A 21,379-nucleotide genomic window follows, 5' to 3' on the forward strand; every position below is an offset into this window, starting at 1 on the left:
TGGAGGCCGCACGCATAACTGGGTGGTGCTGCGCCACCGTTTCGTAGCAGCAGCGCCACCGAACAGCGCCGTAGGATAATGACGTATCCATGAGGGAATCGGCTGGTTGTGCAGGGAAGGTCGCGCAGGAGCAACCACTGGGGAACGATCACGCGGGACGTGGCGGGGAATGGAGACGCGCTGGTACCGGCCTTGGAGGAGACGGCGACAACGCTGGTCGGCAGAGCTGACGAGCTGAGACGGCTCAGCTCGGTGATCGGCAGTCTAGGTCAGGACGGTGTTCCCTCAGTCGTGGACATCGCCGCAGACGCCGGTATGGGGAAGAGTCGGCTGCTGAGCGAGCTCTGTGCGTGGGCGCGGCGGGGCAGGTTGACCGTGCTGCGCGGCAGGGCCACAGAGTACGAGCAGCACACTCCCTTCCAGACGTTCACCGACGCGTTCGCCGACCTCGATCATGCTTTTCTCGGCCCGGATGCCGTGCCCGGGGTTGCGGAACCGGTGCTGCGCGGAGCCGACAGTGTGCAGGGCTCGGCGTGGGGTTCGGCCCGCGACCGGTTTGGCCTCTACAGGGCCGTCGCAGAAGTGCTGACCAGGCTCGGGGAGCGCAGCGGGGTGGTGATGGCCCTGGACGACCTGCACTGGGCGGATCCGGCGTCTTTGGAACTGTTGGACCATCTGATCCGTCACCCGGTGGGCGGCCGGGTGCTTCTGGTCGTGGCCCGACGACAACGGCAGACGCCGCACTCCCTTGCCGCCGCTCTGACCCGCGGCATCGACAGTGGGTCCGTACTTCGCATGGCGCTGCGACCGTTGCCCGAGCAGGCGTCGATCGAGGCGCTCGCCCCCGACCTGCCGCCCGGCGACGCGAAGGAGATCTATGAATCCAGCGAGGGTAACCCGCTGTACCTCCACTGCCTTCTGCACGCCTATCGTCATGGCGCGCCGTCGCGCGGCACCACCGTCCGGACCCACGACAACGCCTCGTCCGGAGTGCCGAGCGGACTGGGGTCCCTGCTCCTGGACGAGCTAACCGCGCTGACCACGACGCAGCGCCGTACCGTCGAAGCGGTGGCGGTCCTCGGCGACCATGCCACGCCGGTAATGCTGAACGTGACGACCGGACACACCACGCCCGAGGAACTCGACGACTGCGTCAGTGCACTGGCGCGGCGCGATCTGCTGCGCAAGGGGGCCGACGGCCGGTGGGCACTGCGCCACCCGCTGCTGCGGGCGATGGTGTACGAGAACACCGCCGAACCACGCCGCACCGAGATCCACCGCAGCGCAGCGGAGGAACTGGCCCGCGCAGGTGCCTCCGCCGCCGAGCGCGCTCATCACGTCGAGCGGTCGCTGGTCGGCTGGGATCCCGAATCGGCGGCCGTGCTGAGCGAGGCGGCCGCCCAGTTCGCCCACACGGCGCCCGCGACGGCCGCTCATCTGCTGGACGTCGTCCTGAGACTCATGCCTCAGACGCCCGCTTGCGCACAGCAGCGTAGAGAGTTGACACTGGCGCGCGCCAGAGCACTCGGTGTGGGCGGAAGCCTGCGGGAAAGCCGTGACCTGCTCCACACCCTGATCAGTAGTCCCGGGCGGAACGACGCATCGCTCTACAGCGATGCGATAGCGCTCTGCGCCATGATGGAACGCCATCTCGGACACTCCCCGGAAGCGACAGCCCTGCTTCAGCGGGAACTGACCCGCAGTCCCGGCCCTGAGCCCCGCCAGGCGGTCTCCTTAGGACTCGCGCTGGGCATGGCCGCCCTGAACACCGTCTCCTATCCCGACGTACGTGACGAGATCGAGCGAACACTCGCGGTGGCTCGCTCAAACGGCGACCTCATGGGAGAGATGGGGGCCTTGGCGCTGGGGTCGTTGGGAGAGGCGTACGAAGGCGAGACTGCGGCGGCCCGCCGGTTCGCCGATCTCGCCGCCGGCCTCGCAGACGGACTCACCGACCCCAACCTCACGGAACTGTGCGAGTCGCTGGTGTGGCTCGCCTGGGCGGAAGCCCTGCTCGAGCGCTATGCCGACGCGGAGCGGCATGCCGAACGGGGTCTGGACATCGCCCGCCGCAGCGGTCAGGTCCACGTCCTGCCCCACCTGCTGAGCAGCAAGGCCTTCGTGCACCTCAGCACCTGTCGGATGCCGTCCGCCCTGGAGTCTGCCGAGGAAGCGGAATCCATCGCACGAGCCATCGGCAGCAGTGATCTCCTGACCTTCACGCTGTGCTTCAAGGCGCTGATCCTGCTCGTCCGCCGCCCCCTGGGCGACACCAGCGCCCTGGCGACCGCCGAGGAAGCCGTGGCCGCGGCCGGAACAAGCAGGCACTGGTGGGCATCGCTGGCCGGGTGCATGCTCGGCCACACGGCGCTCGTGAGCGGCGACCCGAACCGGGCGCGGGAAGCGATCATGAAAGCGGGGGGTCCCGAACTGCTCAGGCTGCAACCCTCCATACGCCCCGGTCAACTAGACACCCTCGTCAGCACCGCCCTCGCGGTCGGCGACGTCGAACAGGCCGCGAGGTGGGCCGCACGAGCCGTTGAGGAAGCCGACCGAATGGGTCTCCACGGTCAGCGCGGGGCGGCTCTGCGCGCCGAGGCGGCGCTCGCCCAGCACCGCGGCGACGGCCGCGCGGCCGCAGACCTCTTCGAGCGCGCCGCGCAGGCGTATGCGCCGTCCGGTGCGACGCTCTGGGAGGCTTACTCCCTGCTGCTGGCGACCGTCCAGGCGCAGGCGACAGGCGACCATCCGCGCGCCGCCGCAATGTGGGAGCGCGCCCGCCGTATCGCCGATGCAGGCGGCGCGCGCCTGCTGTCCGACCTGGCCGAGCTCGTGCACCCCCAGCTCGAGGAACCCTTGCGCACACCCACCGAGCTCGACCAACTGACCGCACGGGAACGGGAAATCGCCGAACTCGTCGCCGAAGGACTGAGCAACCAGGCCATCGCGACGAAGCTGTACCTCAGCCGGCGTACGGTCGAAACTCACCTGTCGGCCGTCTACCGGAAGACCTCCGTGTCCTCCCGCTCGGCGCTGGCAGGCCTCATGACGCGTGCGGCCCTCGACCGCCGCACATGAACAACCCACCATGGTCGAGGTACGACACGTGGTTTGGCCGTGGCCTCCCGGGCTCAGGCCGTGGCCTCCTGGTAGTCGCCGAGGCAGCGGAAGACGCCCCCGGCCGCCCGGAACAGGTACATAGCGTCGGTGCAGCGGTCGGTGGACGCGTCGTAGCGCAGCCGCTCACCACGCCATGCTGCGCGTCGCCCGCCGATACGACCCACGCCAGCCGGGCAACGGGTAAACGAGCAGGCCGACAGGCGTGACCGAGCCTACTGACGGGACAAGGCGCCGGGCCTTCATTTGGATCACGAGGCTTCGGGGCTGCGGCGCCTGCCGGCGGAGCTCCGACGGGGCTTCATGAGGGTGAACGCACACCTACGTAGTCGGATTAAGTGGATTCACCGATACGCTCGGCCGTTGCTCTGCGAAAGGGTGAAGGCGTTGTGGGGGGCGGGTGATGCCGAGGCTCTCGTCGTGTGACGCTGGAGCCGGAGCCTTCGCGCTTCCCGCCGAAGTCAATCGAGCAAGTGAAATTTCCTCAACTAGCTTCGGGGAGACGGAATATGCGCATACCTGCCCTGTCTGTCGCTGTCGCGGTGGTGGCCGCGACGATAGCGGGAGGAGCGGCTCCGGCCGCTGCCGACACGTTGGTCAGCACGGTCAACCTGGAGGCCGGTGCCGGCCTCCACCACAATTCCGCGACTGTGACATACGAGCGTGTCGACGGCGCGGTGAACTCGGTCAAGATCATCTCGCTGCTTGCCTTCTCGAGCGAGCGCGACTGCGTCTGGGTGGAGTGGAACGACCCGAATGACGTGGGGGACGGTTGGGCCGCCCTCAACTCAGAGCCTCCGTGTTACGGCGGCAACTTGGGGGAGACGCTCAACAGGATCATCAAGGCGCCCAAGGGCCATCAACTCAAGGTGCGCCTGGCCGCCTACCATGACGGCGGGATCGAAGTGATCCACAAGGACATCGCAAAGCTTTAGCCGAACCGTGGCGACACCGGATGCGGAGGGCGTTCCGGTGTCGCCACGCCCGGACAACACATCTACAGTAGCCAACCCGATCAAGCTCGTACCTGCCACCGAGCAGGCGTCACCGTTTCGCTGGACGTCCTATTGATCCGAAACTCAAAGGGGTCTATTCGAGGGTGTAGCGGACGTGTGGGCCGCCGAAGTAGCCGCGGACGATGTGCGGCTGGCGTTGACGGCGGTGGAAGAACCGGCGGGTCTCGGCGGCGAGCTGGGCCTGGTCACGGGCTCGGCTGCGCATGGGCAGCCTGCGCTTGAGGTCGGCGTTGACCAGCTCGTCGGGGTTGAGCTCGGGCGAGTACGCGGGCAGGAAATGCAGTTCGATCCGGTCGGGGTGGTCGGCGAGCCAGGCGCGGACCTTGCGGGAGCGGTGAGCGGAGTGGCCGTCCACGACGAGGTGCACCTTGTGGTCGAAGTGGCCGACGAGCCGGTCCAGGAAGCGGCACATGACGTCGGCGTCGAAGGTCTCGGTGAACACCATGAAGTGCATCCGGCCCTTCGTGCCGATCGCGGACATCGCGTTCACCGAGAAGCGGTTGCCCGAGCGGCGCACGACCGGGGTGCACCCTTTGGCGCCCCAGGTGCGGCCGGTGACCTGGTCGGAACGGATGCCGACCTGGTCGGCGAAGAGGACCTCGCCGCCCTCGGCCTTCGCCTTCGCGCGGATCGCTGGCCACGTCTCCTCATGCCAGACCCGCACAGCCTCGGGATCCTGCTCGACGGCCCGCTTGTCCGGGCGCTGGAACCACAGGCCCCAGCGGCGCAGGTACTTGCCCACGCCCTGCTCGGTCAGCCGCACCCGGTACGGCTTCGCGATCAGATCCCCTACCCCGGCCCGCGTCCACAGCTGCCCCGCCAGCCCCAGATCACAGGGCCGGTGATCCAGTACGGCCTGCCGGACCGCCTGCTGCTCGACCGCTTTGAGAACCTGATACTCGCCGACCCGGCGCCCACGCGGCTGGGCCACGAGCGCCTCGCGCCCGCCGGCCAGCCACTTCGCCCACCAGTTGTCCACCACCTTGAGCGAGACCCGGAACACCGCCGCGACGTCCTCGCGAGTCCGGCCCGCCACCAAGGCGGCCACCGCCCGCAACCGAAGGGCCTCCTGCGCCGACGGAGACAACTGCCGGGCGTCCCCGACCAGTTCACTTACGCAGGGACCAACGACCCAGAACAGCTACCGTTTCGGATCAATAACTGGCGAATCGTCCGCTACGCGGACGATCTCGTGCTTCTGGTCGACGGCACACACGACGTTGAGGCGCTGCTCGAAGTCATCAGGTGATGTGTGCTCGGTCCCGGCGGTCGAAGAGGGAAGGTTGATAAGCCACCCCGACAGCCTCCCACCCACACGGCCACCACACCCACCGAACTTACGAAGAGATCAGTACTGCGAGTGGCCCGACTACGGGGCTGCTGCGCGGGAACGTTCGCGGGCGCCCCAGCACCCCGGGCCGTCCAGCGAGCTCGCCGCTCTGGGGAACGGTTCCCCGGCGAGTGCGGTCGGCCCGGAGCTGTCTGCGGGCGTGTATCAGCCGGAGGAATGTCAGCGCACTCGGATGCCTGCTCGGAAGACGGCCCGTACGTCCAGCAGGGCGGCGGGGTCTTTGACGGGATCGCCGTTGACGGCCAAAAGGTCGGCGTCAGCACCGCCGATGATCCGTCCCTTGCGGCCTTCGACGCGGCACAGTTGGGCGGCCAGGCTGGTCGCGGAGATCAGTGCGTCGATGGGGGTCACGCCCTCGCGGACCAGATCGGCGACGCCGTGCGGGAGGACGTTGTGGGGCTTGACGGGCCCGATGCCGGCGTCCGAGCCGATGACGACCTTGGCACCCACCTTCTGCAAGGTGCCGTAAGTACTGAAGATGGTCTGGCCCCGTGCGCCCATTCCCTTGGACCGATCGATGGGCACACTGGGGTCCAGGCCCGCTGTGACGCTCGCGAAGGTATTGCTCTCCACGATGGCCTCGATCAGAGCGGGGTCGGCCTTGACGCCGTCGGCGCTGAGGAAGGAGACGTGCTCGAGGCTGTCGACGCCCGCTTCGAGGGCGTCCCGGATGGCCTGGACGCCGTGGGCGTGGGCGGCCACGGGCAGCCCGAGGCGGTGTGCCTCGTCCACTACCGTACGCAGGTCTTCCAGGCCGTACTGCGAGGCGTGCGGCGGCACGGATTCAGGAGTCATCATGCCGCCACTGGCCATGATCTTGATGACTGCGCACCCGCGGGCGTGGCGTTCCCGCACGGCCGCACGCAACGCCTCGGTGCCTTCGACCTCTCCGCCGAAAAAGTGGCAATGCCCGCGCGGGGTGGTGAGCGGGGGACCGGCGGCCAGGATCTCGGGGCCCTGCTCCGGGTGCTCGGCCAATTCCTCCACGAGGGTCAGCGAGAGATAGTTGCGGTCGCCGAGATCGCGCACGGTGGTGATTCCGGCGTGCAGTGCGCTCCGGGCCGCGGCTCGCATTTGGGCCAGCAGGTCTGCGTCACTGGTTGCGGCCAGGGACGTCACGGGGTTCGGGCCGGCGTCGAAGGCGAGGTGGATGTGGGTGTCGATGAGGCCGGGCAGCAGGCAGGCCCGGGAGCCGAGATCGATGACCTCAGTGTTGTCGGCAGGCAGGGCGCCGCTGCGGTCCACGCGGACGATGCGGTCGCCTCTGACGTACACCGTGACAGGTCCGGACGAGGCGAACCCGTCGAACATCGAACCGGCGTGTATGGCAAAGGAATTCATCAGTAATTCTCCGATCGGAAAGCGTGTGTCACGCGGGACACCGAGATCTGGCCTGCTCAGGGCAGGTGCGGAAGATGCGTGTCGGCAGGGGCTGGTGGACTCCGGCCAGGCACCGGGGCGCCGGACACTGTCAGCGGTGCAGCAGCGAGTGGGGTGCACTCTCAGGACGGTGCCGGCGTCGGGTGCAGAGCCGTCGGGGCCTGGCTGCCGAGTGATGTGCTGGGATGCCGTGGGCGGCGGAGATGTCGTTCTGGCTGCGGGCGTCAAAAGGTGCGGCTCTGCAGGCCGTCACGGTTGCGGCGTCCGGGGGTGGCCCCGCGGCCGTCCGGGTCAGTCCATCGGGCTGTGGGCGGCGAGGGCCTGCGCGCGGGCGGCCGTGCCGTCACGACGGGTACGCCGCAGCTCGTACTGGGCCAGCAGGCGCTTCGAGGCCGTCAGGAAGGTCTTGTACGGTGGCGCAGCCAGGCCCGTGGACGTGTGGGGGCGTAGCGGGAGTCTTCGTCGGTGACGGTCAGCCGTCCGGTGAGCGTGCGCATGCCCAGCCGGACGCGCTGAGGCCGGAAGGCTTGGGCGAGGAACCCGGCTCTGCGCCCGCCCGGCGGCAACAGTCCAGGGGCCACGTCGAGCCGTAGCCTCGCGGCGTCGTGCCCGGGGACCGCCACCGGGACAATCACAGGGAGGCCGTCTGCACCGCGGTAGGCCGGCAGCCGGTGCGGCAGCCCGCCGATCTGCCGTGCGACCGCGGCGAGGCCGACGCGCGGGCCCATACCGTTCTTCGGGGGACTTCTGCTCGTTCGGTTCCTCGGGCCAGGCGGCGCCGGTGGCCGTCATCGGTCCGTGGGCCGCCGGATCGGGCCAGACGGCGACGCGCTCGACCTCGACGTCGATGAAGACGCGCTCCTGGTGGTTCTCGCGCAGCAGCCAGTCCCGTATCGGCCCGCGCCTTGTCTCCCCGAGGAAGGGCTCCGAGGCCCACATCAGCTCTGCCAGGCGCTCCGGTGACGGGCGCAGATCAACCGACGCGGTGCCCTGCGCGACCACGTACGAGCCACTTGCGGCGAAGCCGTGATCACGCGTGTGGTGGGCGACCGACACGTGCGGGTCCCGCAGAATGCGTTCCGGTTCCTTCGGGAGGCCGAGCGAGGTGGTGAAGCCGACCCGGCCCGCCTCCCGGTCCGCGAGGCCCACCGGCGCGACGCTGGTGACCACGGCGCCGTCGGCCGGGGTGACATTGGCGGCCGCGACCGTGAGGTCGCCCCTGATCACGGCGTCCGCCGCGTCCGGCCACCCAGGCGAGGCGGAGGTCATCAGTCGGCGACGCGCAGGATCCGCAGGTCGTCCGTCGCCTGACGGCGCATGACGGGGAGGAGCGGGCGTACCGGCTCCGGCATGCCTGCGAGCACCAGTTCCACCTCCGCGGGCGTCCCCACCTCGTCGAGGAAGCCGATCATCAGGTGTCCGGCCACGGGCGGCGTGGTCGCGATCACCCGCTGCGCGAAGTCCTGCCAGTCATCGGCGCTGATGTGGTCGCGGAGCGCGGGGAAGAGGATCGGCTCCTCGCGGTCCAGGTGGTCGTGCACCGTGTCGCGCACGGCGACGGCCGCGTCCTGCAGCGCGGCCCGGACTCCGTCCGTCACGCCGCCGACACCGAGGCCGGTACCGCCAGCTTCACCGGCCCCGTCCCCGACCTCGTCGCCGCTCATGTTCACCGCGGCAAGCTGGTCGAGCGCGGCGTCCAGGCGCTCGTGCTCGTCGCTCAGCGCGTCGAGGGCGTGTTCCGTGGCCGGCGCCGCCGCGACGATCCGCGGCCACAGGTCCTTGTCCTCGGTCTCGTGGTGATGGCGCAGGTTCGCGACGAGGAAGTCGCGCAGCTGCGCCAGTGCGGCGAGTGGCACCGAGGGGCGGGTGGCGGCCTCGGCCAGCAGGGTGGTGGCGACGCGGTGGACCTCATGGGCGAGCCGGGTCTCGATGACCGACGCAGATTCTGAAGCAGACTCCATATGCATGGAGACAACCATATTCATTGAAGTCCATTATCGTCAATATGGTGACTCCTTGTGCAGGAGGTACGATGCGCGGGTGACCACTCGGAAGTACCACTCCCCGCGCCGCACCGACGCGGCTGCTGCCACGCGCGAGGCCGTCCTGAGCAGCGCGCACACGCTCTTCCTGGCCCGCGGGTACGCCGGGGTCACCATCGGGGAGATCGCGGAGGCGGCGAAGGTCGCCGTCCCGACCGTGTACAGCAGCGTGGGGAACAAGCCGGGCATCCTGACGGCCCTCCTCGAGCCGGCCCTGACCGACCCGGCCATCGCCGACAACCTCGCCGCCGTCGAGGCCAGCGACGACCCGCGTACCGTGATCGAGCTGACCGCCGAGGGCACCCGGCTCACCCACGAACGCCACTGGGACCTCGTGTACGGGCTCTTCTATCGCAGCCCGCCGGGCGAACCCGCCGTGAAAGCGGTCCTGGACAGGGGGGCCGACGACTACGTCCAGGCGCTGACCCGCGTGGCCGACCGCCTCGTGGCTCTCGACGCACTCCGTTCCGACGTCTCCCACGCGGAGGCCGTCGACATCCTCTGGTTCCACCTCGGCCCGCACGCCTGGATGACACTCGTCGGCGAACGCGCCTGGCCGTTCGACCGCGCCCAGACCTGGACCGCCCACTCCGCCTGCTGGGCGCTGCTGAAGGACTACGGCTAAGGCCGGCCCTCAAGGCCATGAGAGGTACGGCGGCGACCGACTGGAGACCACCTCCACCGCGGCCGGATCGACCATCGGCGGAACCTAGGGCCGGTCGGGCGGCACCGCCGTTCCGGCCGGCCCGGCAATCGGCCGTCAGCGCTTGAGATGGACGGTGAAGTGCCGCTCCGTCTCACCGGCGGGAACGGTGCGAACGAAGCCCCGGGCGGTGCTGTAGTCACCCGAGCCACCGGTGATGCCGACATCGACATAGGACGGGGCAGGCAGATGAAGCAGAGCCTGTGCGGCGAACTGCCCCTCGGGCAGGGAGAAGGTGCCCAGACACTGCAGCGCGGCCGGGTCGACACTGGTGTATGTGCAGATCACACTGTGATCGCCGACCTTCTTGCCGTCACGGTAGAGGTCTTCGTGGATGACGCGCTGGTCTCCCGGGCTGATTCCGGTTTGCCCCAGATCGAGATCTGCGATCGACGTCTGCTTGCCGACCAGTTCGAAGACCTGTGTGCGCTTCTCGGCCGCGGGCGTACTGACGGGATTCGCCGTGTCGGCGGAAGCCAACGGGGCGATGGCGACCCCACAGACGAGTGCCGCGGACATTCCGGCGGCCGCACTCAGATAGCGCACCTTCGCGTTCTTGAGCTTATTCGTCACTCTTCTTCTCCGTTTCTTGGTATGTCGGTTCCGTGGCCAGTAAGGCGGGGAATTTGAATTCGGACATTGACACGCTCATCATCAGCCGAGCCGTGGCCTATGGAGGGTGTCCGTCGCAGGCGTGGCCCGCTTGACGGGTGGTGCGACGAGCGCCCCTTCCTCGGTGGCGCAGGTCAGAATCGGTCGACGTCGAGTACGGCCTGGGCGAATGCCCCAGGCGCTTCCTGCGGCACGTTGTGGCCGATGCCCTTGAGGGTCCGGTGGTCATAGGGACCCGTGAACTTGTCTCGGTATGCCACACCCTCGCCGGCCGGGGTGAAGGGGTCGACCTCCCCGTCGAGGGTGATGGTGGGCACCGCGATGTCGGGCGCGGTCGCGAGGCGCGCCTCGAGCTTGTCGTAGCGGGGGTCGCCCTGGGCCAGACCCAGCCGCCAGCGGTAGTTGTGAATCACGATGGGGACATAGTCGGGGTTGTCGAATGCCTCCGCTGTGCGGACGAAGGTGGCGTCGTCGAACTCCCATGTCGGGGAGACGTTGCGCCAGATGAGCTTCGTGAAATCGCGCCGGAACTTCTCAAAGCCCTGCACACCGCGTTCGGTCGCGAAGTAGTACTGGTACCACCATGCCCACTCGGCCGCCGGGGGCAGCGGAAGCTTGTTGTTCTCCCGGTTGGTGATGAGGTAGCCGGTCACGGACACCAGAGCCTTGCACCGGTGTGGCCAGAGCGCGGCGATGATGTCGGCGGTCCGCGACCCCCAGTCGAAGCCTCCGAACACGGCCTTCTTGATCCTCAGAGCGTCCATCAGGGCGATGATGTCGAGGGCAACCACCGACTGCTGCGCGTTGCGGAAGGTGTGGGGTGAGAGAAAGCTCGTGGTGCCGTGTCCGCGCAGGTAGGGAACGATGACTCGGTAGCCCTGGTCCGCAAGCAAGGGTGCGACGCCAACGTAGCTGTGGATGTCGTACGGCCATCCGTGCAGGAGGATGACGACCGGTCCGTGGGCCGGGCCGGCTTCGGCATATCCGATGGTCAGTTCGCCGGCCTTGACCTGCTTCACCGCCGGGAAGGTCCCGTCACCGGTACCGGGTGTCAGCAAGGTTGCCGCACTTTCGGCGCCCTTCCCGGATGGAAAGGCCGCCGCCGGGGGGCGGCCCAGCCCGATCAGTGACGCCGCAGCCGTTCCCGCTACGCCCGTGCCGATGACCTTGCCGAGAGTACGTCTATCGATCATCTGTGAACCGTTCTGTCCGTATCGGCTGACCGGGCGCTCCGCACCCGACCGAGGGCTCTCTGAGAGCCATCGTGGTGCTCTGACGCGTTCGCAGCCTCGGTGTCCGTCCGCAGGAATCCTGCGGGTTTCCCGCACCCCGGCTTCGGCACCCGCTCTTCAGCCCAAGCTGCCTCAGGACCCGACGGCGGCCAGTAGAGACTCCCCCCGTACGGATGACGTCACACTGAGTACACAAGTCGGCCGCCAGCGGGGAATCGAACTGGCCACGGTGGGGAGCCGCGGTGGCCGCCGGCGGGAAAACCAACCGGCCACTGCCACCGGATCGCTCCACCGATGCCCCGGGGGCACGACGGACGCGCCTCACGCAGTAGCTTTGCTTCCATGAATGCCGAGGGCGCTGTACAGCGTGTCGAGACCGTGTCACGCATCAGCGTGGTGATCGCTGACGATCACCCCGTCGTCCGAGCGGGCATGCGAGCACTGTTGTCCCAAGACGAGGCGTTCGAGATCGTCGCCGAAAGCTCCACCGTCCCGGACACCCTGCGAGCCGTGGCCCAGCACCAGCCATCCGTGCTGGTACTGGACCTCACCATGGCCGACCGAACCAGCCTGCCCTCGATCCCCGACCTGCTCGCGGCGTCACCCGGTACCCGGATCCTGATCCTCACAATGCAGGAGGATCCCGCGTTCGCCCGCGCGGCCCTGCGGATCGGGGCGGCCGGATATCTGCTGAAGGAAGCGGCGACGGAAGAACTGGTCGGTGCGGCACGCCAGGTCGCGAATGGGGCCACCTACCTCCAACCTGCGATGGGCGCCCGACTGGCGATCGCGGACGCCGCTGCTCCCGGCGCCGACGCAGATGCCACTTTGACGGCGCGCGAGCTTCAGGTTCTCTCGCTGCTCGCCCTGGGTCACACCAATCAGGAGATCGCGCGGCGCCTCCACGTCTCCATTCGGACAGTGGAGTCCCACCGCGCCAGGATTCGGGACAAGCTCGGGACCGAGACACGGGCGGAACTCACCGCCGCTGCTCGCGAGCGAGGGTTGCTGGGATGAACAACACACCGCGAGCCAACCCCGGCCCGGTCATGGAGGCCGCCGGAGCCGCTCTGCTCGCCATCGCCTTCGCGCTCGAGGTCCTCCAGCAGCAGCCTCACTGGGTAATGAGGTTCTCGCTCGGCGCAGCCGTCGTCCTGATCATCGCAGCGGCACTGAGCACTGCCGTCCGGCGGGCATGGCTGGCGGCCCTGAGCGGGCTCGCACTCATACTCGCCGTGGCGCAACTCGTTCGCATGACCAACGAGCCGCTCCTCAACGGCTTGAACATCGTGCCTCTCCTGCTGATCGGCTCCGCCGCCATGCTGGGCCGCAGTGCGGTATCGCGCCGCCACCGTCTCGCAAGGGAGCGAGTTCAAGCCCGCAGCGACGGCGAAGAACGAGAACGTCGGCGGTGGGCCCGGGAGTTGCACGACGAGACCCTTCAAGAACTGGTCGCCGTCCAGCTCGTTCTCTCCGCCGGCGCCAGCACTGGCCAGTCCAGCGCAATGAAAGAGGCCATCGACCAGGCACAGGGCCTGATCACGAACCAGATCACGTCCTTGCGGCATCTGATCGTGGAAATGCGGCCTCTCGCCCTCGACCAGCTCGGCCTCGCGGCGGCTCTTGAGACCCTGTGTCGACGCGCGAAGGAAACCTTCGGAATCGAAGCGGAACTGCGCGTCGGAGCGGACTGGAACCGACTCGAGGACGAAGCGTCGCCAGACGCCCAGGCCCATATTTACCGCATCGTGCAGGAAGCGGTGAACAACACGGTCAAGCACGCCCATGCCAGGCACCTTCTCGTGGAACTGGCCAGCGACGACCGCACGCTCCGCGTGACGATCAGGGACGACGGCCGGGGAATGGCCGAGAAGCCTTCCCGTCCCGTCAACCGATCCGCGCATCGTACGGTGGTCTCCACAGGCACCGGGCTGTCGGCCATGCGCGAGCGTGGCCACCTGTTGAACGGACACCTCAGCGTTGGCTCGATCCCCGGCGAGGGGACCTGCGTCACACTTCTGGTTCCCCGTCATACTCCGCGACGCTCCAGGCACTGGTGGCCCGGTCACCAGGACGCGTGACTCAGGAGGGTGCCAGGCGGTCGGCGAGGGGGCTACGTCGTCATGGAAGGTCGTCTCCCAGGGGAGGGTCTGTACGGTGAGCGGCCCTGTCTCACATTCGGTGGTGACGGAGAGTGCTGCTATCCGAGGAGGATGCGGTGGCGGAGCAGGGTGAAGCCTGCTCGTCCGTGCATCTGACGCGCGATCCGCTTGGTCTTGGTGTTGACGCCCTCGGTGGGGCCGTTGCTGTACGGAAGCGTGAGTGCGGCGTTGACGGCGTCACGGTCTCGTTCCAGCCCCCGTGTGAAGGCATGCAGATGGGGCAGGTCGGCTGCTCGGACTTGAGCGATCCAGCGTGTGAGCGCGTCGGCATTGTCGACGTGCGGCGTGAGGAGCGGGGCGAAGTCTTCGATGCCGGTGGCCAGTTGGGTCATTTCGGGGCAGGCGGCGGTGAGCTTGGCCAGGAGCTCGTGTTGCTCGACCTTGAGGTTGTCGAGCCTGGTCAGCACCATCCGGGCGAGCCTGCGCGGGGAGACGTGGCTGCGGTCGGCGTCCGCACGGCCCTGGTTGATGTACTTGTGCAGGAGATTCAGGCAGCCCGTGAAGCCGAGGGCCTTGATCTCCTCGGAGAGGTGCTTCACGGGGACGGAGGGGTCCTCGGCACGGCGTTTACGCAGGTGTTCACGGTAGGGGTCGACGAGGCTGGCACGGTACTTCGGGACGCGGAGCATGCGCTCGGGCCGATCGGCGCGGGCGTAGCGTTTGACGGTGTTCAGGGCCAGTTGCAGGCGGCGGGCGCATTCGAGCAGGCCCACGCCCTTCTTGAGCAGGCCGTGGACCTGGTGCCAGCGTTCGAGGGTGGTCTGGGCGCGGGGCCCGTCGTAGATCGGCGCGTCCAGCACGGTGGCCCAGCAGGTGCTGTGCGCCTTGACCTCGCTCAGGGCGGCTTCGCACAGGTTCTTCCACACATGCCACCGGTCCGCGACCTGCACCGCGTCGGGCAGGGCGCGCCGGATCGCCTCGGCGTAGGTCGCGGAGCCGTCACGGCACACGACCTCGACGCCTGGATGTTCGCGCAGCCATACTTCCAGAGTGTCGGCGGTGCGGTCGGGCAGCACATCGATCCGCTCGTGGGTCTCGGCGTCGATGATCACGGTGGCATAGCGGTGGCGCCGGCGCAGAGCGAAGTCGTCGACGCCGATCACCCGGGGCACCCGGCCGGTTGGCAGCGGGATCCGCGGCAGGGTGCGCAGGGCCGTGTGACGCGACAGGCTCACCGCGAGTATCGCCAGCAAACGTGTCCCCGCCCGGCCCGCTAACTCCTTGACCACGGCCTTGACTTGTCTGGTCAGGCGGACGGTTCGCCGCTGATATCGGTCCAGCACTCCGCACACTTGCTCGCGGAAGGTGTGGCGGCAGCCGCGCGTGGGACACACCAGACGCCGCACCCGCACACGGACCACCACCCGTCGTTCATCGACCGGCACGTCGGCCACCATCCTCCAGTGATAGCCGTGCACGCGTTCCGACGGGGCCCCGCACACCGGGCAGGCCGCAGTGTCCCGCGGTGTCCGTGCCCGCACCAGGATCCGCTCACCTTCGTCAGCCACATCCTCGATGACCAGCGGCGACAAGCCCGAAAACACCGTCTGGACAAGCTCGTTGAAATCCTTCACGTGAATGTCAACGAGCCCTCACGACGCTCCGTCACCACCGAATGTGAGACAGGGCCGCTCGTTTGACAGACCCGAGCGCCCGCGTTCCGTTTGAATTCTCCCGTGTACCGCCTGCTGCGGTTGCTCTTGCTTCCCACCTGGCACTACTTCCTCTGGAACCTCACGACCCAGTCTCCAGGTGTCCGCGATCAAGGGGAAGCTTCAGTGGGCCCTTCCAGCTCTACTGGTCCGGGTGTCGAGCGTCCGCCTGCTCCGTGCGGCCTGATGGGGTCACTGGAAGCTGAGACGGTGTGGGTGGGTGGGGTCGGTCGGGCAGGTGTGGATGCGCATCTGGCCACGGCCGAGATAGACCCCGACGGGATCGATGACTCCCGGGTCGTCGGCGGCGGCGCGGTCCTCGATGGGCAGCCAGCTCCGTGAGCTGCCGTCGCACTCCCATTTGTCGACGGTGAGCAGCGGCGGCATCGCCGTCCCGCACTGGGCGCAGTCGACGGGCGCTGGGTCGGTCAGGTGCCAGGAGGCGTAGCCGCCGACTTTCCAGCCGGGGGCGATGGAGAGATCGCTCATGTAGTCGATCTCGTCCGGTTGCTCAGCGCGGGCGGCGCTCATGGCCGCTTCGTACTCCTCGTAGGTGGCGTAGCTCGCCGGAGCTGAGGAGTCGTAGGCGTCCTCGCCGTCTTCCTCATCGAGGAGGCCCTCTTCCCACTCGGCGATCTCGTCCTGGAGGTCCTCACCCAACAGGCCGAGGTACTCGTGCTCCACGACCTGTTCCGGGTGGACGGCGCACGTGTTAGGGACGCATTCCTCACGGCCGGCGACCGGTGGTTCGGGCTGCGTCGTCAGTACGGTGCCGACATCCTCTGCCGACCGCCACCTGAGGACCACGTCGATCGTGCGGTCCGGGCCGTGCACCTCGAAGGGACACCAGAACACTTGGAGCAGGTCGCATCCCTCGGGCCCGACGAGGTCCGGCACGTCCCGCGCGTAGAGCTGGGCAACGGCCAGGAGCGGCAGCGGGTCGGCATCGCCCAGATCCCGAACGTGGAGACCGGAGGCCATGCCGTCCAGGACCAGCCGCTCCTCCTCGGTGTAGTCCCGTCCTCGCGCCTCCTCCTGGATGCGCCGCCGCAGGCGCACGTCGGACAGGAGGTGGCCCGTGCCCTTGGGGTGGACCGCGGTGCAGACCGGCCACGGTTCGTCGGCCGGCCACAGCAGCGGCCCGGCGAGCGAACTCTCATCCGGCTTGGGCGCGCCGGGGCGTGGGTGCAGCCGTGTCGCGGTCCGCCGGTGGGCGGCGAGTGCGGGGAAGACCGCCTCGATGTCGACGGGGCGCGGTGGCGTGGTGCGGGTCATGCGAGTCCTCCAAGGCTGTTCGGCGTCGATGCTATATGCCGGTTCGGACGTTGCCGGCGGGGTTCTCCAGGCTGTGGGAGAAGCTGAAGCCCTTGTTGCCGAACGCGGTGAATTCGATGCGGATCGGAATGGGGTTGGTACCTGCGTAGATCGGCTTGATGTGGTACTGGACCACCTCCTTGTTCTTGGTCACCTGATCGAAGATGACCTGCTCCACCTGGTCGCGTTGGTCCGGCGAGTTCGTCGGATTGTTGGTCTGCGTGACCAGGTTGTGCCAGGCGAGGCGGCCCTTGCCGGCGCCGCCCAGGCGGTCGGCGAGGAGGTGGCCGCGGGCTTCGTTGAAGGCGTTGCCGTCGCCGCGCCAGCCCGGTGGCTTGAGTCTGCCGGCCTCCGTACCCTTCTTCGCGTCGATGATCTCGGGCCGCAGGCAGGCGTGGACGCCGGTGGGACGGCCGAGATGGTCCAGCTTGCCGTACCGGATGGAGCCGTCCCAGTCGTAGGCGTCCATCTTGCATCGCTTGGGCGCGAGGCCCAGGGGGTCGGTCCATGCCCAGGGATTGCAGACGTAGGTCGAGGGGTTGGGGGCCGGAGCGAGACCGAGGGGGTCGGGGCTGGTGAATCGGGCGGTGTCGGGGTCGTAGTGGCGGAAGTAGTTGTAGTGGAGGCCGGTTTCGGGATCGGAGTACTGGCCGGGGAAGCGCAGGGGGGTGTAGGCGGTGGCCGAGGTGTTCCAGCCGGTGGTGCCCCAGCAGGTCGCCCGGCTGCGCCAGGCGGTCTCTCCCTCTGGTGAGACGAGCTCAGTGGGGGTGCCGACCAGGTCGGTGACGATGGCGAAGAAGCGGGCGTCGACCTCGTCGTCGCCCATCGGGCGGCGTTCGTACTGGGTCAGCGGGCGGTGGCCCTCGTACTCCCAGGTGAGGATGGTTCCCGCGGTCTCGTCGTACTGCTCGATGAGCAGCGGCCCGTCCCAGGTGAACCGGATGGTCTCCACGATCGTGGTGCCGTCGGCGGCCATGCGGTGCTTGGCGCTGCGCCGGCCGAGCGGGTCGTAGGTGTAGGTCCACAGGGTGCCGTCGGGCGTGGTGCAGGAGACCAGCCGGTCCTCGGCGTCGTAGGCGTAGCGCCAGATGTCGGGCTTGTGTGACAGGCGAGTGCGGCGACGGACGGTGACGCGGCCGGCGGAGTCGTGTTCGTAGTGGACGGTGCCGGCGGATATCAGACGCGTGCCCTCGTAAGAACGAGCACCGCGGGCCTCGGCGTGTCCGGCGGCCTCAGGCCAGTGGGCCGAAGTCTGGTTGCCGGCACCGTCGTAGGCGTAGTTCTCCGACCAGTCGGGCCCCTCGACGGCAAGCGGCCTGCCCACCGGGTCCAGAGTGATGTGGCGGTCGCGGACGGAGCGGCCGGAGCGCTCGGTGAGGGTGACGGGGTAGCCGTCGGGCCGGTAGCCGTAGGAGCGGGCGCTCAAGGGCTCTGGCGAACCGGTCGCGGTCAGCGTCTGCTCGACGGGCCTGCCGAGCCGGTCCCAGACGGTGGACAGGCTGGCGGCCGTCTCCCGGGCCCCCCAGGTCCGGGTGAGTTCGCGGCCCAGGCGGTCGTGGGTGAAGGCCAGTGCATGGCCGTCGATGGTCAGCGAGATCCGGTCCCCTGCAGCGTTGTAGGCGAGGCGGGTGACGGCGCCGGTCGGGGTGATACGGGCGGTGCGGCGGCCTGCCGCGTCGTAGGAGTGGCGCAGGGTGCGCCCGTCGACGGTTTCGGCGAGGGGACGGCCGAGGGCGTCACGTTCGATGGTGAGGGTGGAGGTGGCGGTGCGGGCCTCGACGAGCGCGCCGGCGCGGTCGTAGGCGTAGCGGGTGACAGCGCCGTCGGCGTCACGCTCCACCAGCCGGTCCAGGGCGTCCCAGGTGTATGAGACCGTCTGGCCCAGCGGTGTGGTGCGCCTGGTCAGCCGGTTCGCGGCGTCGTATTCGAAGGAGAGGGAGCGGTTGTCGAAGTCTGTCTCGGCGACCAGCCGGCCGGCCGGGTCGTAGCGGTAGTGCCAGTTCTGTCCGAGAGGGTTGGTCACCTCAAGGAGCCGCAGCTCGGTGTCGTAGCGCAGCTCGTGGCGGGCGCCGTCCGGCGCGATGTGGGCGAGTGGTTTGTCGAAGTGGCCGTACTCGGTGGCCCAGAGGTTGCCGGCGGCGTCGGTGTACGCCGTGCAGTTGCCCTCCGGGTCCCACGTCCATGTCTCGCGCGTACCGTCGGCGGCTGTCCGGGTGCGCAGCCGGTCGTCGTGGTCCCAGACGTATTCGTCGCGGCCGCCGAGGGGATCGGTGATGGTGAGGGGGCGGCCCCGGTGGTCACGTTCGACGCGGGTGGTCCCGCCCTCGACGTCGGTGATCTCCAGCGGGAGCCCGGCGCGGTCGGAGCGGATCCGTATCGTGGCGTTGAGCGGGTCGGTGACGGAGGCAACGGCGCCGGTGCGATCGTGGGTGAAGTGCGTGATCGTCCCGTCGGGGCCCACGGTGGAGGTGACGTTGCCTTGCTCGTCGAAGGTCTGCCGCCAGCTCGTGCCGTCGACGGCGGTCACTTCCAGGGGCTGGTTGCGCTCGTCGTATCGGGCGGTCGCCGTGCTGCCGTCGGGCAACCGCACCCGTATGAGGTTCCCGGCCTCGTCGTAGGTCAGTTCGGTGGTGTGGCCGAGGGGATCGGTTCGGGTGAGGGGGCGGTCGTGTGCGTCCCAGGTGAAGTGGGCGGTGTGGCCGAGAGGGTCGGTCTCGGCGACCACTTGGAGGCGGTCGTTGAGCACCATGACGGTGGTGGCACCGGTGGAGTCCGTGTAGCGGGTGATGCGGTGGCCGGTGCCGGGGTGGACGTCGTAGGCGAACCTCGAGGACAGGATGCCGTCGGGGCCGATGGTGCCCTCGACCCGCCCCTGGGCGTCGTACACGTACTGGAAGGTCGCACCGTTGCGGTCCGTCCAGGACGTGACGCGGCTGTCGGCGTCGTAGGTGAAACGCATGGCCGGCCCGTCGAGGCCGTCCGGACCGGTCAGCGTGACGAGGTCGCCGGCCGGGTCGTAGTCGTATCCCACCACCGTGACAGGGCCTTCCGGGCCGCGGACGGCCAGCCCCGTGACGCGCGAAGCGTCCGCGGTGAACTGCACGACGTAGCCACCCGAGTGTGTGACCGCGAGGGGTGCCCCGTCGGGACGCCGGGAGAAGGTGATCTGGTTGCCGTGGCGGTCTTCGATGTCCGAGAGCCAGTAGGCGGTGGACGTGCGGTAGGGACTGCCGGTGAAGAAGCGGACGCGGCCGTTGTGCGGATCGTGGATCTCGTACGAGGTCTCCTCGCCGTGCACGCCACCGTGGACGAGCGGGAGCTGGTCGCCCTCCAGGGGCAACACCTGTTCCCCGTTGGGCCCGGGCAGCCGGGGGTAGACCAGCAAGGAACCGTCCTCGCGTGCCCATATCGCACTGCCCACCCCGTCGAGCTCGATCCTCTCATCCAGGGTGGAGGCCCAACTACGGCCGAACCAGTGGCCGAAGCGGTAGGTCGAGACATGAGTACGACGCAGTACCAAGGGCAGCACCCCGGGCAGCGTCAGGTCGGTCTGCGGCAGCAGCATCTTGCCCGTGGCCACATCTACGGGGTCGTTCTTGCAGACCGTCTTGTCCAGGGAAACCGCATGGGATCGCGGGTCGTCAGTTGCGGAACGCACCGAGTCGGGCTTCGTTCGTGTGTCGTCGCCGCGGCGTCCGGCCGGTCCCGAGTGTCCCCGCTTGCCGTCGAGGCCTCCGTCGTCCTTGCCGTCGCGGGACTTGACGCGCTTGGCCGCGTCGTGGACGTCGGTGTCGGTGTCCTTGTGGGTCTTGGAGCTGCCCTTGATCGCGTCGGGGAGTTTCTTGCCGACGTGGTCGCTGAGGTCGTCCAGGGCTTTGCCCAGTTTCTCGACGACGCCGTCGATGGTGGTGTCCAGGACGGCCGTCAGGGAGTCCTTGCCCTTGGCGCGGCCGTGGTGCCCCTTCGCCTTGCTGATCTTGCCTTTGGTCTTGTCCTGCATGGAGACCTGGACGTTCGCCAGGTGCATGCCGGTGTTGCCGTGGGCGTCGTGGTCGATGCGGGGGCCGCCGCCTCGACCGCCGCCGCCGGCGGAGTTGAGCTGGAGGCCGTCTTTCCCCGCCTGCACGGTCTGGTCGGAGTTGTAGCCGTCCTGCACCCCGGCGACGTTCATCGCGGTCTGGATCGCCAGGTCGGCCACGATGTTCTCGATCGCCGCGACCGCGGGCTCGGTCAGCGTGGCGATGATCTCCGCCACGGCCGCCTCCGCCATCTCCTTCAGGATCCGCTTGAAGGCGATGCGGGTGGCCGCAATTTTCGCACCGGCCAGCAGGGTCGACAGGCCCGCGGTGACCGGCGCGAAGGCGAGGGTGATGCCCACCGTCGCGCACAGGTCGGCCAGTTCACCGACCGCGGCGATCTTGCGGGCGACGATGATGTCTGCCACCCGGTCCAGCGCGCCGGCTACCGTACGGGACGCCTTCGCCAAGTCCTTGTGCTTGGCCTGCACTTTGGACCAGTGCTTGTCCAGGGCCTTCAGCGACTCACTGTCCCCCGTGGACAGCAGCCGCTGGATGTGCCCGTGCGCGGTGTGCCCGTCACCGTCCGCGTCGTCAGCGAACTCCCGCAAGGAATCCGCCATGTCGCGGTACGCGTCCTCGTCCACGTTCGGCCAGCCGACGCCGATGACGTCGAGCATCGTGTCGACGCCCTCGGGAATCACGTAACCCACAGCGCAAAGCCCCCCGCTCACCACAGATCAACAGGCAAGATCAGCAGCATGCCATGCGCCGCTGACACC

General features: G+C 68.6%; 14 protein-coding genes. 5 read left to right on the forward strand and 9 right to left on the reverse strand.

Going from position 1 to position 21,379, the window contains the following annotated elements; translation table 11 throughout:
- The first annotated feature begins 159 nt into the window (after nucleotides 1-159).
- Nucleotides 160-3,078, forward strand: coding sequence for a helix-turn-helix transcriptional regulator (locus QRN89_RS00005; protein WP_435833227.1), 2,919 nt, complete (start codon nucleotides 160-162; stop codon nucleotides 3,076-3,078).
- 53 nt (nucleotides 3,079-3,131) lie between these two features.
- Here the strand turns inward: QRN89_RS00005 and QRN89_RS00010 are convergent, their stop codons facing one another.
- On the reverse strand, nucleotides 3,132-3,284 hold the full coding sequence (locus QRN89_RS00010; protein ID WP_167746168.1) for a hypothetical protein: 153 nt from the start codon (nucleotides 3,282-3,284) through the stop codon (nucleotides 3,132-3,134).
- Nucleotides 3,285-3,626: 342 nt separating this feature from the next.
- On the opposite strand from QRN89_RS00010, the gene QRN89_RS00015 reads away from it, so the two are divergent.
- Nucleotides 3,627-4,052: a hypothetical protein gene (locus QRN89_RS00015; RefSeq protein ID WP_143041584.1), complete on the forward strand. Its 426-nt coding sequence runs from the start codon at nucleotides 3,627-3,629 to the stop codon at nucleotides 4,050-4,052.
- Between the two features lie 154 nt (nucleotides 4,053-4,206).
- On the opposite strand, the gene QRN89_RS00020 is transcribed toward QRN89_RS00015, so the two are convergent.
- The 3 genes from QRN89_RS00020 to QRN89_RS00030 form a co-directional block, all read right to left on the reverse strand.
- A complete protein-coding gene (locus QRN89_RS00020) occupies nucleotides 4,207-5,181 on the reverse strand; it encodes an IS630 family transposase (protein WP_435833228.1) in 975 nt (324 codons plus the stop codon).
- 462 nt (nucleotides 5,182-5,643) lie between these two features.
- A complete protein-coding gene (locus QRN89_RS00025) occupies nucleotides 5,644-6,825 on the reverse strand; it encodes a metal-dependent hydrolase family protein (protein ID WP_093662124.1) in 1,182 nt (393 codons plus the stop codon).
- Nucleotides 6,826-8,132: 1,307 nt separating this feature from the next.
- The gene (locus QRN89_RS00030) at nucleotides 8,133-8,831 is read right to left on the reverse strand and encodes a hemerythrin domain-containing protein (RefSeq protein ID WP_290347286.1); all 699 of its coding nucleotides are present in this window, start codon (nucleotides 8,829-8,831) and stop codon (nucleotides 8,133-8,135) included.
- A 73-nt stretch (nucleotides 8,832-8,904) separates the two neighbouring features.
- Here QRN89_RS00030 and QRN89_RS00035 point away from each other — a divergent pair, with 73 nt between their 5' ends.
- The gene (locus tag QRN89_RS00035) at nucleotides 8,905-9,531 is read left to right on the forward strand and encodes a TetR/AcrR family transcriptional regulator (protein WP_290347287.1); all 627 of its coding nucleotides are present in this window, start codon (nucleotides 8,905-8,907) and stop codon (nucleotides 9,529-9,531) included.
- Nucleotides 9,532-9,666: 135 nt separating this feature from the next.
- On the opposite strand, the gene QRN89_RS00040 is transcribed toward QRN89_RS00035, so the two are convergent.
- A complete protein-coding gene (locus QRN89_RS00040; protein ID WP_093662130.1) occupies nucleotides 9,667-10,182 on the reverse strand; it encodes an allene oxide cyclase barrel-like domain-containing protein in 516 nt (171 codons plus the stop codon).
- A 173-nt stretch (nucleotides 10,183-10,355) separates the two neighbouring features.
- Nucleotides 10,356-11,414 carry an alpha/beta fold hydrolase gene (locus QRN89_RS00045; RefSeq protein ID WP_290347288.1) on the reverse strand — a complete coding sequence of 353 codons (1,059 nt, stop codon included), beginning with the start codon at nucleotides 11,412-11,414 and terminating at the stop codon, nucleotides 10,356-10,358.
- Nucleotides 11,415-11,795: 381 nt separating this feature from the next.
- Between QRN89_RS00045 and QRN89_RS00050 the strand changes: the two genes are divergently transcribed.
- Both QRN89_RS00050 and QRN89_RS00055 read left to right on the forward strand, forming a co-directional pair.
- Entirely contained in the window at nucleotides 11,796-12,470 is a 675-nt protein-coding gene (locus QRN89_RS00050; RefSeq protein ID WP_290347289.1) for a response regulator transcription factor, read from the forward strand.
- A complete protein-coding gene (locus QRN89_RS00055) occupies nucleotides 12,467-13,534 on the forward strand; it encodes a sensor histidine kinase (RefSeq protein WP_093662134.1) in 1,068 nt (355 codons plus the stop codon). The genes QRN89_RS00050 and QRN89_RS00055 overlap by 4 nt, the downstream gene beginning before the upstream one ends.
- Nucleotides 13,535-13,653: 119 nt before the next feature.
- Here the strand turns inward: QRN89_RS00055 and QRN89_RS00060 are convergent, their stop codons facing one another.
- The 3 genes from QRN89_RS00060 to QRN89_RS00070 form a co-directional block, all read right to left on the reverse strand.
- The gene (locus QRN89_RS00060; protein ID WP_435833229.1) at nucleotides 13,654-15,189 is read right to left on the reverse strand and encodes an ISL3 family transposase; all 1,536 of its coding nucleotides are present in this window, start codon (nucleotides 15,187-15,189) and stop codon (nucleotides 13,654-13,656) included.
- Between the two features lie 270 nt (nucleotides 15,190-15,459).
- Complete coding sequence (locus tag QRN89_RS00065) at nucleotides 15,460-16,542, reverse strand: hypothetical protein (protein WP_290347290.1); 1,083 nt, start codon at nucleotides 16,540-16,542, stop codon at nucleotides 15,460-15,462.
- A 31-nt stretch (nucleotides 16,543-16,573) separates the two neighbouring features.
- A complete protein-coding gene (locus QRN89_RS00070; protein ID WP_290347291.1) occupies nucleotides 16,574-21,310 on the reverse strand; it encodes a DUF6531 domain-containing protein in 4,737 nt (1,578 codons plus the stop codon).
- Nucleotides 21,311-21,379: the final 69 nt, after the last annotated feature.

The sequence above is a fragment of the Streptomyces sp. HUAS CB01 genome, assembly GCF_030406905.1.
In the GTDB taxonomy this organism is placed as follows: domain Bacteria; phylum Actinomycetota; class Actinomycetes; order Streptomycetales; family Streptomycetaceae; genus Streptomyces; species Streptomyces chengbuensis.

Bases quoted from the DNA above. Each gene is read 5' to 3' on its own strand.
- QRN89_RS00015 (WP_143041584.1), top strand. From the start codon at position 3,627: ATGCGCATACCTGCCCTGTCTGTCGCTGTCGCGGTGGTGGCCGCGACG.
- QRN89_RS00025 (WP_093662124.1), bottom strand. From the start codon at position 6,825: ATGAATTCCTTTGCCATACACGCCGGTTCGATGTTCGACGGGTTCGCC.
- QRN89_RS00030 (WP_290347286.1), bottom strand. From the start codon at position 8,831: ATGCATATGGAGTCTGCTTCAGAATCTGCGTCGGTCATCGAGACCCGG.
- QRN89_RS00045 (WP_290347288.1), bottom strand. From the start codon at position 11,414: ATGATCGATAGACGTACTCTCGGCAAGGTCATCGGCACGGGCGTAGCG.
- QRN89_RS00050 (WP_290347289.1), top strand. From the start codon at position 11,796: ATGAATGCCGAGGGCGCTGTACAGCGTGTCGAGACCGTGTCACGCATC.
- QRN89_RS00055 (WP_093662134.1), top strand. From the start codon at position 12,467: ATGAACAACACACCGCGAGCCAACCCCGGCCCGGTCATGGAGGCCGCC.
- QRN89_RS00065 (WP_290347290.1), bottom strand. From the start codon at position 16,542: ATGACCCGCACCACGCCACCGCGCCCCGTCGACATCGAGGCGGTCTTC.